The 15766-nt window shown below is 72.4% G+C and carries 17 protein-coding genes; 7 read left to right on the top strand and 10 right to left on the bottom strand.

Going from position 1 to position 15766, the window contains the following annotated elements:
- Position 1: 1 nt before the first annotated feature.
- Positions 2–943 (bottom strand): metal ABC transporter solute-binding protein, Zn/Mn family, encoded by a 942-nt coding sequence (locus tag ABD993_RS01345; RefSeq protein WP_345411859.1) that lies wholly within the window; start codon positions 941–943, stop codon positions 2–4.
- Positions 944–1042: 99 nt separating this feature from the next.
- Between ABD993_RS01345 and mtnA the strand changes: the two genes are divergently transcribed.
- A complete protein-coding gene (gene mtnA / locus ABD993_RS01340) occupies positions 1043–1975 on the top strand; it encodes an S-methyl-5-thioribose-1-phosphate isomerase (protein WP_345411857.1) in 933 nt (310 codons plus the stop codon).
- On the top strand, positions 1972–3258 hold the full coding sequence (locus tag ABD993_RS01335; protein WP_345411854.1) for an MFS transporter: 1287 nt from the start codon (positions 1972–1974) through the stop codon (positions 3256–3258). Before mtnA ends, ABD993_RS01335 begins: the two co-directional genes overlap by 4 nt.
- A 24-nt stretch (positions 3259–3282) precedes the next feature.
- Here the strand turns inward: ABD993_RS01335 and ABD993_RS01330 are convergent, their stop codons facing one another.
- Genes ABD993_RS01330 through ABD993_RS01320 form a run of 3 tightly spaced genes read right to left on the bottom strand, consistent with a single transcriptional unit; the run spans position 3283 to position 5263 of the window.
- Positions 3283–3909 (bottom strand): MBL fold metallo-hydrolase, encoded by a 627-nt coding sequence (locus ABD993_RS01330; RefSeq protein ID WP_345411852.1) that lies wholly within the window; start codon positions 3907–3909, stop codon positions 3283–3285.
- Entirely contained in the window at positions 3909–4997 is a 1089-nt protein-coding gene (locus ABD993_RS01325; RefSeq protein WP_345411850.1) for an S-(hydroxymethyl)mycothiol dehydrogenase, read from the bottom strand. Before ABD993_RS01325 ends, ABD993_RS01330 begins: the two co-directional genes overlap by 1 nt.
- A gap of 50 nt (positions 4998–5047) precedes the next feature.
- Positions 5048–5263: an FDXHR family putative zinc-binding protein gene (locus tag ABD993_RS01320; RefSeq protein WP_345411848.1), complete on the bottom strand. Its 216-nt coding sequence runs from the start codon at positions 5261–5263 to the stop codon at positions 5048–5050.
- A 95-nt stretch (positions 5264–5358) separates the two neighbouring features.
- Here ABD993_RS01320 and ABD993_RS01315 point away from each other — a divergent pair, with 95 nt between their 5' ends.
- Positions 5359–6525, top strand: coding sequence for a fumarylacetoacetate hydrolase family protein (locus ABD993_RS01315; protein ID WP_345411846.1), 1167 nt, complete (start codon positions 5359–5361; stop codon positions 6523–6525).
- Here the strand turns inward: ABD993_RS01315 and ABD993_RS01310 are convergent.
- The gene (locus ABD993_RS01310; protein ID WP_345411844.1) at positions 6515–7084 is read right to left on the bottom strand and encodes a TetR/AcrR family transcriptional regulator; all 570 of its coding nucleotides are present in this window, start codon (positions 7082–7084) and stop codon (positions 6515–6517) included. The genes ABD993_RS01315 and ABD993_RS01310 overlap by 11 nt on opposite strands.
- A 65-nt stretch (positions 7085–7149) precedes the next feature.
- Here ABD993_RS01310 and ABD993_RS01305 point away from each other — a divergent pair, with 65 nt between their 5' ends.
- Both ABD993_RS01305 and ABD993_RS01300 read left to right on the top strand, forming a co-directional pair.
- Positions 7150–7935 (top strand): enoyl-CoA hydratase-related protein, encoded by a 786-nt coding sequence (locus ABD993_RS01305; RefSeq protein ID WP_345411842.1) that lies wholly within the window; start codon positions 7150–7152, stop codon positions 7933–7935.
- A complete protein-coding gene (locus ABD993_RS01300; RefSeq protein WP_345411841.1) occupies positions 7935–8663 on the top strand; it encodes an SDR family NAD(P)-dependent oxidoreductase in 729 nt (242 codons plus the stop codon). Before ABD993_RS01305 ends, ABD993_RS01300 begins: the two co-directional genes overlap by 1 nt.
- Here ABD993_RS01300 and ABD993_RS01295 read toward each other — a convergent pair.
- From ABD993_RS01295 to ABD993_RS01275, 5 genes are all read right to left on the bottom strand, one after another.
- Positions 8650–9192 (bottom strand): class I SAM-dependent methyltransferase, encoded by a 543-nt coding sequence (locus tag ABD993_RS01295; protein WP_345411839.1) that lies wholly within the window; start codon positions 9190–9192, stop codon positions 8650–8652. The genes ABD993_RS01300 and ABD993_RS01295 overlap by 14 nt on opposite strands.
- Positions 9193–9396: 204 nt before the next feature.
- Positions 9397–10008, bottom strand: a complete 612-nt coding sequence (locus ABD993_RS01290) for an ATP-dependent Clp protease proteolytic subunit (RefSeq protein ID WP_345411837.1) — start codon at positions 10006–10008, stop codon at positions 9397–9399.
- A gap of 1 nt (position 10009) precedes the next feature.
- Positions 10010–10600 (bottom strand): ClpP family protease, encoded by a 591-nt coding sequence (locus ABD993_RS01285; RefSeq protein ID WP_345411988.1) that lies wholly within the window; start codon positions 10598–10600, stop codon positions 10010–10012.
- 166 nt (positions 10601–10766) lie between these two features.
- Entirely contained in the window at positions 10767–11411 is a 645-nt protein-coding gene (locus ABD993_RS01280) for a MerR family transcriptional regulator (RefSeq protein ID WP_345411836.1), read from the bottom strand.
- Positions 11412–11465: 54 nt separating this feature from the next.
- The gene (locus ABD993_RS01275) at positions 11466–12200 is read right to left on the bottom strand and encodes a MerR family transcriptional regulator (RefSeq protein WP_345411834.1); all 735 of its coding nucleotides are present in this window, start codon (positions 12198–12200) and stop codon (positions 11466–11468) included.
- A gap of 103 nt (positions 12201–12303) precedes the next feature.
- Between ABD993_RS01275 and ABD993_RS01270 the strand changes: the two genes are divergently transcribed.
- Positions 12304–13524 carry an acetyl-CoA C-acetyltransferase gene (locus ABD993_RS01270; protein ID WP_345411833.1) on the top strand — a complete coding sequence of 407 codons (1221 nt, stop codon included), beginning with the start codon at positions 12304–12306 and terminating at the stop codon, positions 13522–13524.
- Between the two features lie 13 nt (positions 13525–13537).
- Positions 13538–15691 (top strand): 3-hydroxyacyl-CoA dehydrogenase NAD-binding domain-containing protein, encoded by a 2154-nt coding sequence (locus ABD993_RS01265; protein ID WP_345411831.1) that lies wholly within the window; start codon positions 13538–13540, stop codon positions 15689–15691.
- Positions 15692–15766: the final 75 nt, after the last annotated feature.

The raw sequence follows: 15766 nt of genomic DNA, 5'->3' as shown, positions 1-15766 counted from the left end.
CTCACCTCTCCTGCTCTCGCGAGCCCAGTGCCGCGGCGATCATCTCGGCGTTGGCGCGGACCATGCCGATGTACGTGCCCTCCGGGGTGCCCGGGTCACCCGCGGAGTCGGTGTAGAGCTCCCCGCCGATCCGGGTGGTGAACCCCCGCTGCGCGGTCGCGGCGAGCAGCGCGTCCACGGTCTGGCGGGGTACCGAGGTCTCGATGAACGCCGCGGGCACCCGGCGATCGGCCAGCAGCGCCGCCACCCGCTCGACGTCCGCGGTGGTCGCCTCCGCCGCCGTGGAGATGCCCTGGATGGCGGCGACCTCGATGCCGTAGCGGCGGCCGAAGTAGGTGAAGGCGTCGTGCGAGGTCACCAGGATGCGGTGCTCCGGGGGGATGGCGGCGATCAGCGCGCGGACCTCCCCGTCCAGCTCGGTGAGGTCTGACAGGTATCCGGTCAGGTTGGCGCGGTAGACGTCCGCGTGGGTGGGGTCGAGCGCGGTCAGCTGGTCCGCGATCGTGCGGGCGCAGTCCTGCCAGAACACGACGTCGAACCAGATGTGCGGGTCCGGGCTGCCGCCGTGGCTGAGCAGCGCCTCCTGCGGGATCCCGTCCGTGACGGCCCGGGTCGGCTGGCGGGCGCCGAGGTCGGCCAGCAGGTCGCCCATCTTGCCCTCGAGGTTCAGCCCGCCGTAGAAGATGACGTCCGCGTTCCGGAAGGTCCGCACGTCCCGCGCGCTGGCCTTGAACAGGTGCGGGTCCACGCCGGGGCCCATCAGCCCGGTCACCTCCACCCGCTCGCCGCCGATCCGCCGCACGGCGTCGGTGATCATGGTGGTGGTCGTGGTGACCTGCAGCGTCCGCTGTGCGACCGGGGGCCGGTCGGCGGTGACCGTCCGGGCGGCGCAGCCCGAGGTCAGGAGCGCGACGGCGAGCGCCACGACCATCCACACGCGCATGTAGCCTCGCCTACAACGTTGGTGAGCTGCCTCTAACGGGTGCGCCGACTATAGGGTGCCCGCCCTGTCGCCGGTGTCTCGTTCTGAGAAGGTTCACGGGTGTCCTCCGCCACTGACCTCCCCTCGACGTTGGCCTGGGAGGACGACGCGCTCGTCCTCCTGGACCAGACCCGGTTACCCGCGGTGCACCGGATCACCGTGCGGACGGTCGACGAGCTCGTCACCGCCATCCGACGGCTGGTGGTCCGGGGTGCCCCCGCGCTCGGCGTCGCCGGGGCCTTCGGGGTGGTGCTGGCGCGGCGGGAGGGTGCCGACCCGGAGCTGATCGCCTCCGCCCGGCCCACCGCCGTCAACCTGCGGCGCGGGGTCGAGCGGGCGGCGGCCGCCGCGGACCCGCTGGCCGAGGCGCAGGCGTTGCTCGCCGAGGACGTCGCGTCCTGCCACGCGATCGGCACCCGCGGTGCGGCGTTGCTGGTGGAGCTGTGCGGGGAGCAGCCGCTGCGGCTGCACACCCACTGCAACGCCGGAGCGCTGGCCTGCGTCGAGTGGGGGACGGCGCTGGGCGTGGTGCGGTCGCTCCACGCGCAGGGGCGGGTGTCGCTGGTGGTGGCGGACGAGACCCGGCCACTGCTGCAGGGCGCACGGATCACCGCCGTCGAGCTGGCGGCCATCGGCGTGCCGCACCGGGTGGTCGTGGACGGGGCGGCGGCGTCGGTGATCGCGCGCGGGCTCGTCGACGCGGTGGTGGTCGGGGCGGACCGGATCGCCGCGAACGGGGACGTCGCGAACAAGGTCGGGACGTATCCGCTGGCCCTGGCGGCGGCCAGGGCGGGGATCCCGTTCGTGGTCGCGGCGCCGGAGACGACGGTGGACCTGGACACCGCGTCCGGCGCGGAGATCGAGATCGAGGAGCGGGACCCGGCCGAGGTGGTCGCAGGCGTCGACGCCTGGAACCCGGCCTTCGACGTGACCCCCGCCGACCTGGTGACGGCGATCGTCACCGACACCAGGGTCTGGCGCCCGACCCCGTGAGGAGCCCGGCCTTCCGGCTGGTGCTGGTGCTGACGGTCCTCGGCATCGGCGGGCACGCCCTGCTCCTGCCGGTGCTGCCGCTGTGGGTGAGCCGGGCGGGCGCAGGCGAGTTCGGCGCGGGCTCCACGACGGGGGTCTTCATGGCGACCACCGTCGCGACCCAGCTCACGGTGCCGTGGCTGATCCGGCGGCTGGGCTACCGCGCGGTGTTCGGCGGGGGCCTGGTGCTGCTCGGCGTGCCCGCGCCGTTCCTACTGGTCACGGCGGCGTTGGGCCCGGTGCTCGTGCTCTGCGCGGCCCGCGGGATCGGGTTCGGCCTGCTGACGGTGGCCGGGAGCGCGGTCGTCGCGGAGCTGGTCCCGCCCGCCGAGCATGGCCGGGCCTCCTCCCGGTACGGCTACGCGATCGGCCTCCCGCTGCTGGTCCTGCTGCCGCTCGGCGTGGCGACGGTCGACCTCGTGGGCTTCATCGGTGTCTTCCTGACCGCGGCGGTCGCCCCCCTCCTGGGCGCCCTGCTCGTCCCCTTCCTACGCATCCCCGCGAGTCCCCCACTCCCGACGCGCGAGTCCCCCGCTCCCGACAGACGAGTCGGACGTCCCGACCACCCGCGATGCGAGGTGCCCGGCCCCGCCTGGATCGCACGTTTCGTGCGCTCACGGTCGCATGATCGCGAATCGCGTGCTTCCAGCGCTGCGGACACCGCCCTGAGAGCACGCAACCGGCGGTCCCTCGTCCGCGCCGGCGTGGCCCCGATGGCCGCGATGTTCGCCGGCTCGGTCGCCCAGGGCGGACTCGTGACGTTCCTGCCGCTGGTCGCGCCGTCCGCGAGCGTCGCCGTGCCGCTCGCGTTGTTCGCGGCGGCGCTGGGCGGGGTGGTCGGCCGCGGGATCGCGGGCCCGCTCGTCGACCGCCGGGGGCCGGGCAGGCTGCTGGTCCCGGGCGGGGTGCTCGTCGCCGTCGGGATGGGGGTGGAGGTGCTGGCCGTGGGGCAGACGTGGTTGTTCGTGCCCGGTGCGCTCGCCGTCGGGGTGGGGTTCGGGATGGTGCAGAACGACTCGCTGGTCAGCCTGTTCGCCGCCGCAGGACCCGCACGCTACGGCGCCGCGAGCGCCGCCTGGAACATCGGGTTCGACGCGGGTACGGGCGCGGGCGCGAGCGGCCTCGGCGCGATCGCCCAGCCCTTCGGCTTCCGCGCCGCCTTCGCCACCGCGGCCCTGATCCAGCTCGCGACCCTCCTGCTGCCGCGTTCACGCACCGGCGGGGACGCCGTCGCGGAGGGCTGACCCCCGCGTCGGCGCCCGCCGCGGTCAGTGGCCGCGGGTGATCCACTCCTCGAGGTGCGGGGCCTCGGTGCCGATCGTGGTGGCGTCCCCGTGGCCGGTGCGGACCGTGGTGTCGCCCGGCAGCGGCAGCAGTGTGGTCCGGATCGAGTCGATGATCGTGTCGAAGCTCGAGTACGACCGGCCCGTCGCTCCGGGCCCGCCCGCGAACAGGGTGTCCCCGGTGAGGACCGTGCCCAGCTCGGGTGCGTAGAGGCAGGTCGAGCCGGGGGAGTGGCCCGGGGTGACCAGGGCCTTGAGCTCGATCCCGCCCGCGGTGATGATCTGCCCGTCGGCGAGCTCGCCGTCCGGCTTGCGGTCCGGCCAGGTCATCTCCCACAGCGGGGCCTCGGCCGGGTTGAGCAGGATCGGTGCGCCGAAGCGGTCCGCCAGCGCCGGGGCCTGGTTGACGTGGTCGTCGTGGGCGTGGGTGCACACGATCGCCACCACCCGCCGGTCCCCGACGAGCGTCGCGATGGCCTCGGCGTCGTGCGCGGCGTCGACGACGACCACCTCACGGTCGTCCCCGACGATCCAGACGTTGTTGTCGACGTCCCAGGTCCCGCCGTCGAGCGAGAACGTCCCGGACGTGACCACGTGATCGATACCCGCCATCAGAGCACGACCACCGAGCGCAGCACGTCCCCGCGGTGCATCTTCTCGAAGGCGGTCTCGATGTCGTCGAGCCCGATCTCCTCGGACACGAACTTCTCCAGCGGCAGCCGTCCCTGAAGGTGCAGGTCGACCAGCATCGGGAAGTCCCGCGACGGCAGGCAGTCGCCGTACCAGGACGACTTGAGCGCCCCACCCCGGCCGAAGTACTCGATCAGCGGCAGCTCCGGCGCCATCATGTCCGGCGTCGGCACACCCACCAGCACGACGGTGCCCGCGAGGTCGCGAGCCAGGAACGCCTGCTTCCAGGTCTCCGGCCGCCCCACGGCGTCCACCACCACGTCCGCGCCGAACCCGCCGGTCAGCTCCTTGATCGCCTCGACCGGGTCGCCGGAGGAGGCGTTGACGGTGTGGGTGGCGCCGAAGCCGCGCGCCCATTCCAGCTTCCGGTCGTCCCGGTCCACCGCGATGATCGTCGTCGCGCCCGCGAGCTGCGCGCCTGCGATGGCGGCGTCGCCGACGCCGCCGCAGCCGATGACGGCGATGGAGTCACCCCGGCCGATGCCGCCGGTGTTGATCGCCGCCCCGATGCCTGCCATGACCCCGCAGCCGAGCAGCCCGGCGACCTGCGGCGTGACGGCGGGGTCGACCTTGGTGCACTGCCCGGCGGCGACGAGGGTCTTCTCCACGAACGCCCCGATCCCCAGCGCGGGGGAGAGCTCCCGCCCGGAGGCCAGGGTCATCTTCCGGGTGGCGTTGTGAGTGCTGAAGCAGTACCAGGGCTTGCCCTTGCGACAGGCCCGACACTGCCCGCAGACCGCCCGCCAGTTCAGGATCACGAAGTCCCCGGGCGCGACCTCGGTGACACCCTCACCCACGGACTCGACGATCCCGGCGGCCTCGTGGCCGAGCAGGAACGGGAACTCGTCGTTGATCCCGCCCTCGCGGTAGTGCAGGTCGGTGTGGCACACCCCGCACGCCTGCACCGCCACGACGGCCTCACCCGGGCCCGGGTCCGGGACGATGATCGTCTCGACCGAGACCGGCTTGCCCTTCTCCAGGGACACGACCCCGCGGACCTCTTGCGACATGCTGATCCCACTCCTTCGAACGGATGCGCTCATCGCGACCCTTTCACGGGTCACCCGGCGAGATCGAGGGGGCGCAGCCAGATCCCGTTCTTCGTCTGCGCGAGGTCCAACGTGCGCGGATCGACGCAGGTGCCGCGGGGGCGATGGGTGTCGAACAACGGCGCGTCGTCGAACACCGCCCCGCACCCGGCGAACCGGCGGCAGCAGTGCGCGCGGTCGGCGCCCACCCACGTCGACCCACAGCACGACATCCGCACGATCTCCACGGACGGCGAGGCTACGGGGCACCCCCGACGGGGACGAGGGCGGTGACCACCGCGGCGGTGGCTGAGAAGCGGGCCCGCCACTAGCCTCACCCGGCATGACCGCCGCCGATCTACTCCCGCCGGACCCGCCGCTCGGCACCGCGCTGGGGGTGGTCGCCGGGGCGGGCAGGCCGGGGCCCTCGCGGATCGCGGTGCCGGTCGGCGGCGCGTACGTGGACGTCGGGACCCTGGCCGCGGCGCAGGACGGCCCTCATCCCACGCTGCTCGGCGCCCCGACGTTGGACGGGCTGCTGGCGGCGGGCCGCCCGGCCTGGCGCGAGGTCTGGGAGTGGCTGACGGACTGGCTGGCCGATCCGGACCGGCTCGCGCCCTACGCCCTGCCGCAGGCGGGCGTGGTGCCGGTGCTGCCGTTCACGGTGGCGGACTACGTGGACTTCTTCGCCTGCGAGGAGCACGCCGCGAACGCGTCGGCGATCATCCGGGCCGGCGCGGGGGTCAGTGGGAACTGGCGACACCTCCCCGTCGGCTACCACGGCCGGGCCGGGACGGTGCAGGTCAGCGGCACCCCGGTCGTCCGGCCGCACGGGCAGCGCGGCCCCGGCGACCTCGGCCCGACGAAGGCGCTGGACTTCGAGGCCGAGCTCGGCCTCGTCCTCGGCGGACGCAGCCGGGGCCCGGTGCCGATCGAGGAGGCGCTCGACCACGTCTTCGGCGTGGTCCTGCTCAACGACTGGTCCGCCCGCGACATCCAGGCCTGGGAGTCCCGCCCGCTCGGCCCGCACCTGGGCAAGTCCTTCGCCACCTCGATCTCGGCCTGGATCACCCCGCTGGACGAGCTGGCGGGCGCCTGGCTCGACCCGCCCGCGCGGGACCCCCAGCCGCTGCCCTACCTGCTCGGGAAGGCCGACCGCGGACTCGACCTCACCCTGGAGGTCCGGCTCAACGGCGAGCGGATCTCCACCCCGCCCGCGGCGGACCTCTACTGGACCCCGGCCCAGCTCGTCACGCACCTGACCACCAACGGCGCGCCGATCCGACCCGGTGACCTGCTGGGCTCCGGCACGATCTCCGGCCCCCGCCGGGACCAGCGCGGCTGCCTGCTCGAGCTGACCTGGGGTGGCCGGGACGAGTTCGCCCTCTCCGACGGCACCACCCGCCACTACCTCAACGACGGCGACGAGGTGTCCATCGTGGCCTCCGCGCCGCGCGCGGACGGCAGCCGGTTCTCCCTCGGCGAGGTGCACGGCACGATCACGCCCTGACCAGCCGCATCAGGGTGTCCGCGAGCTGGTCGATCTGCTCCTCGCCGCGCACCCAGACCGGCGCCTGCGACATCGCCGCGTGCATCGCCTGCAGCGTGGGACCGACCGCGACCACGGCGAACTCGCCGCTGCGCAGCCCCTCCTCGACGACGGCCCGGAACACCCCGTCGTGTCGCCGCCGCAGGGCCTTGATGCGGGCCTGCTGCTCCGCGGGCCAGTCGTCCGGCACCAGGAACAGCCGCAACGCCGCCGGGTACTCGCGCACCGCGATCCGGATGTGCTCGCGCAGCAGCGCACGGAGCCGCTCGGCGGGCGGGCCCGCGACCGGCAGCGCCTCCAGGCGGTCCGTCCAGTCCGTGCCCAGGGTCTCGATCGCCGCCGTGACCAGCTCGTCCTTGCTCGCGAAGTAGTAGTAGAGCGACCCCTTGGTGACGTCCAGCCGCTCGGCCACGTCCTCCAGGCTCACGTCCTCGTACCCGCGTTCGCCGAGCAGCTCGGCGGCCGTGGTGAGGATCGCCCGCACCCGTTCCCCGCGCTTGCGGGCCACACGCTGACTCACAGGTCATATCTTGACCCAAGAGTCAAAATTTGTCACGGTGGTCGGGCAGCGACGAAGGGGTCGACATGGACGTCGAGTACGAGGTCGACGGCACCACCGCCGTCATCACGATGAACCGCCCGCACCGGTACAACGCGTTCACCGCGGGCACGGTCGAGGAGTTGACCAGGGCGTTCCGTGCCGCGTGGGCGGACCACGGGGTCCGCGCGATCATCCTGACGGGAGCCGGGGACAAGGCCTTCTGCACCGGCGGGGACGTCAAGCAGCGCGCCGAGACCGGCGACTACGGGCCGTCGGACTCCGGCATGTTCGAGATCGGGTACCTGCACAAGCTGATCCGGGACGTCCCGAAGCCGGTCATCGCGGCCGTCAACGGCCTGGCGATCGGCGGCGGCCACGTCCTGCACGTGCTCTGCGACGTCTCGATCGCCGCCGACACCGCCCGCTTCGGCCAGACCGGGCCCAAGGTCGGCTCGTTCGACGCCGGGTTCGGCTCCGCCTACCTCGCCCGCGTGGTGGGGGAGAAGAAGGCCCGCGAGATCTGGTTCTGGTGTCGCCAGTACTCCGCCCGGGAGGCCCTGGACATGGGCCTGGTCAACCTCGTGGTCCCGGCGGCCGAGCTGCTCGACACCGCGAAGGCCTGGGCCGCGGAGGTCGCGGACAAGAGCCCCACCGCGCTGCGCGTGCTCAAGCAGTCCTTCAACGCCGACACCGACCACCAGGCCGGTCTGTCCAACATGGCCATGTCCGCACTGGACCTCTTCGCGGTGTCCGACGAGGGCATGGAGGGCGCCAGGGCCTTCGCCGAGAAGCGCCCGCCGGAGTTCGCCAAGTACTACCGGCCGCACTGATGGACTTCGCGCGGATCGCCATCGTGACCGGCGCGGGCCGGGGGATCGGCCGCGCGATCGCCGAGCGGCTCGCCGCGGACGGCTGCACCGTCGTCGCCACGGACGTCGACGAGGCCACCGCGTCGGAGACGGGGGAGGTGGTCGGCGGCGTCGGGATGCGCGCGGACGTGGCCGACCGCGAGTCCGTCGCAAGCATGGTCGAGCAGGTCCGGGAACGGTTCGGCCGGGTGGACGTGTTGGTCAACAACGCGGGCTGGGACGTCGCGGGCCCGTTCGTCGACTCGGACCCGGAGGTCTGGGACCGGATCGTGAAGATCAACCTGTACGGCGTCCTGCACACCTGCAAGGCCGTCCTGCCCCTGATGATCGCCCAGGGCGGCGGCACCGTCGTCAACGTGGCGTCCGACGCCGGCCGGGTCGGCTCCTCCGGCGAGGCCGTCTACTCGGCGGCGAAGGGTGGGGTCATCGCGTTCACCAAGACCATCGCCCGGGAGTCCGCGCGGCACGGGATCAACGCGAACTGCGTGTGCCCGGGTCCCACGGACACGGCGCTGTTCGCGTCGATGGGCGGGGAGAGGTTGCGGGAGTCGCTGGTCAAGGCGATCCCGTTCCGCAGGTTGGCGCAGCCGAGCGACCTCGCGGCGACGGTGGCGTTCCTCGCCTCGCCCGACGCCGCGTACCTGACCGGGCAGACCGTCAGCGTCAGCGGCGGACTCACGATGAGCTGAGCCGGTGGAGGGTGACCCCCGGTCGCCCCGTCGGCGCCGACTCGACGTGCCAGTCCGCCAGCAGTTCGCCGGCGAGCGGACGGCCGGGATCGGTCAGCCACACCTCGGGGGCGAGCCGGGGGAGCACCTCGCGCAGCTCGGTGACGTTGCGGTGGCCGTAGAGCAGGTCCGCGCACAGAACCAGGTCGAACGTGCCCTCGACGGCGGTCCAGCTGCGGGCCTCCGCGCGCAGCGTCAGCCCGTTGCGGGTGGCGCTGCGACGGACCAGGCCGACGGCGGTGGCGGACAGGTCGGTGGCGAGCACGTCCGCCCCCGCCCGGGCCGCGGCCAGGCTCGGCAACCCGAGCCCACACCCCAGCTCCACCACCCGCGCCCCCGCCGGGAACGGCGCCTCGGCCAGCGCGATCGCGCTCGGCCACAGCTCCGCCCAGTGCGGCGGCAACAACTCGTCGCCGACCTCGTCGAACGGCACGTCCCCCGCGGGCCGCACCACGACCAGCCCCCCGACCGACTCCTCGACGACCTCCATCCCGACATGATCGCCGAGACCGTGTCGGCCCGGCAGGCTCTGCGTGGTCCGGCGATCACCCGGTCGGACGGCCCTCCGGAGCGCCTTGTCGCCGCCGGGCGAGAGGACGAACCACGTGGGTACTCCGGTCGACGTCGAGACGGTGACATCCCGCCCATCGATGGCCGGAGCCGCGTCGTCAATGTCGCTGCACGGTGTTCGGGATCAGCGGACCAGGGAGAGCTTCCGGGGCTGGATGATCTCGTCGATCAGGCCGTAGTCCTGGGCCTCCTGCGCGGTGAGGATGCGGTCCCGCTCGATGTCGGCGTGCACCTGCTCCACGGTCCGGCCGGTGTGGTGGGCCAGGGCCTGTTCCATCTGGGCGCGGATGCGGGCGATCTCGGCGGCGTGGATCTCGAGGTCCGACACCTGCCCCTGCACGGTGCCCGCGGCAGGCTGGTGGATCAGCACCCGCGCGTTGGGCACGGCGAGGCGGCGGCCGTGGGTCCCGGCCGCGAGCACGACGGCGGCGGCGGAGGCGGCCTGGCCGAGGCAGACGGTCTCGATCTCCGGCCGGATGAACTGCATGGTGTCGTAGATCGCCATGAGCGAGGTGAACGAGCCGCCGGGGGAGTTGATGTACATCGAGATCTTGCGGTCCGGGTCCGCGGACTCCAGGTAGAGCAGCTGCGCCATGACGTCGTTGGCGGAGGCGTCGTCGATCTGGACGCCGAGGAAGACGATGCGCTCCTCGAACAGCTTGTTGTACGGGTTGGACTCCTTGACCCCGTCGCTCGTGCGCTCCACGAAGGACGGCAGCGTGTATCGCATCTGCATGTCAGACCACCTCTCCGGCGCGTGCGACCACATGATCCACGAACCCGTACTCCAACGCCTCCCGCGCGGAGAACCACCGGTCCCGGTCGAAGTCGGCCATGATCTGCTCGCGGGTCTGGCCCGTGTGCTCGGCGATCAGGCCCGCCATCTCCGCCTTGTTGCGCCGCAGCAGCTCCGCTCGGATCCGGATGTCGGTCTCCTTGCCGCCGACCCCCGCCGACGGCTGGTGCATCAGCACCTGGGTGTGCGGCAGCACGTACCGCTTCCCCCGGGTGCCCGCCGACAGCAGGACCTGGCCCATCGAGGCCGCGAGCCCCATCCCGTAGGTCGCGACGTCGCACGGGATGAACCGCATGGTGTCGAGGATGGCGAGCCCGTCGTGCACGGAGCCGCCGGGGGAGTTGATGTACAGCGAGATGTCCGACTCGGAGTCCTCCGCGGCGAGCAGCAGCATCTGGCCCGCGATGCGGTTGGCGATGTCCGCGTCGACCTCCCGGCCGAGCACCACGATCCGGTGGACGAGCAGGCGTTCGAAGACCGAGTCCGCGAGGCCTGCGACGCCGGCGGCCGCGCTCGTCGCGTGGGGAGGGATGGGCACGGGAACCTCCTGCTGTGTTCGGCTGACGACCCCGACGCTAGGACGACGGGTGGTCGGCGGCCGCCGCTTTTCACCCCGAGCGGACGGTGTTCGCCGCAGGTGAACCGGACGGCCCCCGGCGTCGCGACGACCACGCCCGCCCCGATCGCGACCGCGCGGGTCACGAGGTCTCCTCCGCTGCGGGCGGGAAGCGCCGGGCGGACACGTGCTCCCGCGCGAGCCGACGCAGCGCGGCGAGCAGGCGGTCCCCGAGGACGGTGCCGACCAGCGCGGTCTCGACCCGCTCCTCGGGATCGGTGAGGGCCGAGACGGTGTCCAGGTCGGCCTCGGCGATCGCCTCGACGGCGTCCGCGTACGGCGCGAGCACGGAGTCCAGCCGGGTCCCGGTGACGCGCCGCATGGTGGCCAGGCAGTCGATCGCGGCCTGCCTGCCGGGTGCGCCGTCGTGCGGCCGCCAGCCCTTCTTGGCGAGCAGCTCGTCGATCCGGGCCTCGGCCTCGCGCTGGGCGGCGTCCTCCGGGGCGCCGCCGGTGCCGGGACCGGCCGCCGCGATCGTCATGCCGAGGGTGTGGTGCAGCGGGACGGCGGGATCGTCGACGGCCACGAGGGTGGCCCGGACGGCGGCGATGGAGAGCCCGCCGACCTCGACGAGCGAGCGCACCAGCTGCAGCCTGCGCAGGTGCGCCGGGCCGTAGTCCGCCTGGTTGGGGGACGTGGTGACCTCGCCGCGGGGCAGCAGGCCCTCGCGGACGTAGTACTTGATCGTCGCCACGGGCACCCCGGAGGTGCGGCTGAGCTCGGCCATGCGCATGGCCGACACCTAACTATCCGATAGTTCTGCTGTCCACTTCGCCTGGCATCAGGCGGGCTCCCGGCTCATCTCGGCGCGCTCGCGGATGGTCCGGTTCACGGCGCGTCCGAACGCGGTGGCGACGCCCTGCACGGTGATCGGCTTGAGCCCGACCAGCGCGGCGGCGAGCCTGCCGCGCTGCTCGGCAGGTCGTCCCGCGTCCCGGTAGGGCTGCAGGATGTCCTCCTGGAACACCGCCATCAGGTCCTCGGCCAGCGCGTTGGTGTGGCGCTCGATGACCGCGCGCGAGCGGCGCCAGAACTCCGCGCTCAGCTCGACGTCCGACGAGCCGATGGCGGCGGCGAGCGCCACCTGGCCCTGCACCCGGTAGCGCTCGGTGCCCGCGCGCTCGACGACCCCGTAGGCGACGAGCCGCTCCAGGGTGTCCTCGTCCAGCGCCCGGCCCGCCCGCTCCTCGAGCCCGGCGCGGTCCACCTCGTCGAACGGCTCCGGCGCCCACGGGGTGAGCAGGGCCAGCTGGAGGGCGAGCTCCTCCGGCCCGGCCGAGGGGGGCAGGCGTTCGAGGTGCTTCTCGATCGCGGTCAGGGTGAACCCGAGCGCGCTCAGCTCGGCGACCAGCATCAGCCGGGCGATGTGGTCCGGCCCGTACAGCCCGGTCCGGCCGCGCAGCCGCGGTGGGGGGAGCAGTCCGCGACCCGCGTAGTACCGGATGGTCCTCACGGACGTGCCGGTGCGGGCGGCGAGCTGGTCCACCGTGAGAAGTTCCGGCTCGGGTTCCGCCATGTCGGCAGGCTAACCCACGGGTTGACCTATGTGACAGTCCTGCTGTAACAAAGGGTAGGGCTTCCTGGCCGAAGAAGGCCGCCCAACCCACGAGAGGGTTCGCATGAGCGACATCCCCGAGGCGTACGTCTACGACGCCATCCGCACACCGCGTGGCCGGGGCAAGGCCTCCGGTTCGTTGCACGAGGTCAAGCCCATCTCGCTGGTCGTCGGACTCATCGACGAGATCCGCGCCCGCTACCCCGAGCTGGACCCGGCCACGATCGACGACCTGGTGCTCGGCGTGGTCTCCCCGATCGGGGACCAGGGCGGGGACATCGCCAAGACCGCCGCCATCGCCGCGGGCCTGCCGGACACCGTCGCGGGCGTCCAGCTCAACCGCTTCTGCGCGTCCGGCCTGGAGGCGGTGAACACCGCCGCGCAGAAGGTCCGCTCCGGGATGGAGGAGCTGGTCCTCGCCGGCGGCGTCGAGGCGATGAGCCGCGTCCCCATGGGGTCCGACGGCGGCGCATGGGCCATGGACCCCGACACCGCGTACACCACGGGCTTCGTCCCGCAGGGCATCGGCGCCGACCTGATCGCCACGATCGAGGGGTTCTCCCGCGAGGCCGTCGACACCTTCGCCGTCGAGTCGCAGACCCGCGCGGCCAAGGCCTGGGCGAACGGCTACTTCGCCAAGTCCGTGGTCCCGGTGAAGGACCGCAACGGGCTCACCGTGCTGGACCGGGACGAGCACGTCCGCGCAGGCGCGACGCTGGAGAGCCTGGCCGGGCTCAAGCCGTCCTTCGAGATGATGGGGCAGGAGGGCGGGTTCGACGCCGTCGCCCTGCAGCGCTACCACTGGGTCGAGAGGATCGACCACGTCCACCACGCGGGCAACAGCTCGGGGATCGTGGACGGCGCGGCTCTCACCCTGATCGGGACCGAGGCGGCGGGCAAGGCCAACGGGCTCACCCCGCGTGCCCGGATCGTGTCGACGGCGCTGTCCGGCGCCGACCCGACGATCATGCTCACCGGTCCCGCGCCCGCCAGCCGCAAGGCGCTGGCGAAGGCCGGTCTCACGGTGGACGACATCGACCTCTTCGAGATCAACGAGGCCTTCGCGGCCGTCGCGCTGCGGTACATGCGCGACATGGGGATCTCGCACGAGCAGACCAACGTCAACGGCGGTGCCATCGCCATGGGGCACCCGCTCGGCGCGACCGGAGCCATGATCGTCGGCACCCTGGTCGACGAGCTGGAGCGCCGCGACCTGCGGCGCGGCCTCGCGACGCTGTGCGTCGGCGGCGGCATGGGCATCGCGACCATCATCGAGCGGGTCTGAGGGAGCTCTGTTGATGAATAAGGCAGTGACCGACAAGGCTGTTCGCTGGGAGTCCGACTCCGACGGCGTCGCGATCGTCACGCTCGACGACCCGAACTCCAGCGCCAACACGATGAACGACGCCTACAAGCAGGCGATGGGCGAGGTGATCTCCGAGCTCGAGGCGGCTCGCGAGGACATCACCGGTGTGGTGATCACGTCGGCGAAGAAGACCTTCTTCGCCGGTGGGAACCTCGACGACCTCAGCTCGGCCGGGCCGGACGACGGCCCCGCGGTGTTCCAGAACGTCACCGAGGTCAAGGCTCAGCTGCGCAGGCTGGAGAAGCTCGGGCGCCCGGTCGTCGCCGCGATGACCGGCACCGCGCTCGGCGGCGGGCTGGAGATCGGGCTCGCCACGCACCACCGGATCGGGATCGACGCCCGCGGGGTCGTCTACGGCCTCCCGGAGGTCACCCTCGGGCTGCTGCCCGGCGGCGGTGGCGTCACCCGGATCACCCGCATGCTCGGCATCGCCAACGGCTTCATGAACGTGCTGGCCCAGGGCCAGCGGCTCACGCCGGAGAAGGCCCTGGAGCTGGGGATCATCGACGAGCTCGCGACCTCCAAGGAGGACGCGATCGCGAAGGCCAAGGCCTGGATCGCGGCGAACCCGGAGGCGAAGCAGCCCTGGGACACCCCGGGCTACAAGATCCCGGGCGGCACGCCGTCGAACCCCAAGCTCGCCGCGATCCTGCCCGCCTTCCCGGCCAACCTGCGCAAGCAGCTCAAGGGCGCGCCGATGCCCGCGCCGCGGAACATCCTGTCCGCGGCCGTCGAGGGCGCTCAGGTGGACTTCGACACCGCGCTGAAGATCGAGGGCCGCTACTTCGTGGACCTCGTCGTCGGGCAGGTCTCGAAGAACATGACCAAGGCGTTCTTCTTCGACCTGCAGGCGATCAACGGCGGCAAGTCCCGCCCGGACGGCCACGAGAAGTACGCGCCGCGCAAGGTGGCCGTGCTCGGCGCCGGGATGATGGGCGCGGGCATCGCCTACGTCTGCGCGCAGGCAGGCTGGGAGGTCGTGCTCAAGGACGTCTCGCTCGAGGCGGCCGAGAAGGGCAAGGCGTACTCCGAGGGGATCGTCGCGAAGGGCGTCAAGCGGGGCAAGGTGACCCTCGAGAAGGGTGAGGCCCTGCTCGAGAGGATCACCCCCACCGCGGACTACAACGACCTCGCGGGCTGCGACATCGTGATCGAGGCGGTCTTCGAGTCCGTCGCGCTCAAGCAGGAGGTCTTCCGCGAGGCGATGAAGGTCGTCGAGCCGGATGCGCTGCTCTGCTCGAACACCTCCACGCTGCCGATCACGGAGCTGGCCGCGGGCATCGACCGGCCCGGGGACTTCGTCGGCCTGCACTTCTTCTCACCCGTGGACAAGATGCCGCTGGTCGAGATCATCAAGGGCGAGCGGACCTCCGACGCGACGCTGGCCAAGGCCTTCGACGTCACGCTCGGGATCCGCAAGACCCCGATCGTCGTCAACGACAGCAGGGGTTTCTTCACCTCGCGGGTCATCGGGACGTTCATCAACGAGGGCATCGCCATGCTCGCCGAGGGCATCGACCCGCAGACGATCGAGCAGGCGTCCTCGCAGGCGGGCTACCCCGCGCCGGTGCTGCAGCTGATGGACGAGCTCACGCTCACCCTGCCGCAGAAGATCCGCAAGGAGTCCCAGGCCGCGGCCGGGGACGCGTGGGTCGCGCACCCGGCGGACGAGATCGTCGACACGATGGTCGAGCTGGGCCGCAAGGGCAAGAGCTCGGGTGCCGGGTTCTACGAGTACGTCGACGGCAAGCGGGCCGGGCTCTGGAAGGAGCTGCGCTCGACGTTCAAGGCCACGAACCACGATGTCGACCTGCACGAGCTGTCCGAGCGGATGCTGTTCATCGAGGCCATCGAGACGCAGCGCTGCTTCGACGAGGGCGTGCTGGAGACCGTCCCGGACGCCAACATCGGCTCGATCTTCGGCATCGGCTACCCGGCCTGGACCGGCGGCGTGGTGCAGTACGTCGAGGGCTACCCCGGCGGGGTGGCGGGCTTCGTGAAGCGCGCGGACGAGTTCCGCGACAAGTACGGCCCCCGCTTCGACGTCCCGGAGTCGCTGCGCGCGCGGGTCACCGTCGCGGCCTGAGTCCCCCGTCCGAACGGCGCTCCGGCCGGGGCGCCGTTCGGCCGTGCGGGGTGGACGCGAGCCCGTCCCGGTTCG

Origin of the sequence: Pseudonocardia xishanensis (assembly GCF_039541715.1) — a bacterium.
GTDB classification, from domain to species: domain Bacteria; phylum Actinomycetota; class Actinomycetes; order Mycobacteriales; family Pseudonocardiaceae; genus Pseudonocardia; species Pseudonocardia xishanensis.
This window is presented reverse-complemented; position numbering and strand designations above follow the sequence as displayed.

Excerpts from the sequence above, each read along its gene's own strand:
- ABD993_RS01345 (WP_345411859.1), bottom strand. The coding sequence starts at position 943 with ATGCGCGTGTGGATGGTCGTGGCGCTCGCCGTCGCGCTCCTGACCTCG.
- ABD993_RS01330 (WP_345411852.1), bottom strand. The coding sequence starts at position 3,909 with ATGGCGGGTATCGATCACGTGGTCACGTCCGGGACGTTCTCGCTCGAC.
- ABD993_RS01325 (WP_345411850.1), bottom strand. The coding sequence starts at position 4,997 with ATGTCGCAAGAGGTCCGCGGGGTCGTGTCCCTGGAGAAGGGCAAGCCG.
- ABD993_RS01315 (WP_345411846.1), top strand. The coding sequence starts at position 5,359 with ATGACCGCCGCCGATCTACTCCCGCCGGACCCGCCGCTCGGCACCGCG.
- ABD993_RS01305 (WP_345411842.1), top strand. The coding sequence starts at position 7,150 with ATGGACGTCGAGTACGAGGTCGACGGCACCACCGCCGTCATCACGATG.
- ABD993_RS01300 (WP_345411841.1), top strand. The coding sequence starts at position 7,935 with ATGGACTTCGCGCGGATCGCCATCGTGACCGGCGCGGGCCGGGGGATC.
- ABD993_RS01295 (WP_345411839.1), bottom strand. The coding sequence starts at position 9,192 with ATGGAGGTCGTCGAGGAGTCGGTCGGGGGGCTGGTCGTGGTGCGGCCC.
- ABD993_RS01290 (WP_345411837.1), bottom strand. The coding sequence starts at position 10,008 with ATGCAGATGCGATACACGCTGCCGTCCTTCGTGGAGCGCACGAGCGAC.
- ABD993_RS01280 (WP_345411836.1), bottom strand. The coding sequence starts at position 11,411 with ATGGCCGAGCTCAGCCGCACCTCCGGGGTGCCCGTGGCGACGATCAAG.
- ABD993_RS01275 (WP_345411834.1), bottom strand. The coding sequence starts at position 12,200 with ATGGCGGAACCCGAGCCGGAACTTCTCACGGTGGACCAGCTCGCCGCC.
- ABD993_RS01270 (WP_345411833.1), top strand. The coding sequence starts at position 12,304 with ATGAGCGACATCCCCGAGGCGTACGTCTACGACGCCATCCGCACACCG.
- ABD993_RS01265 (WP_345411831.1), top strand. The coding sequence starts at position 13,538 with ATGAATAAGGCAGTGACCGACAAGGCTGTTCGCTGGGAGTCCGACTCC.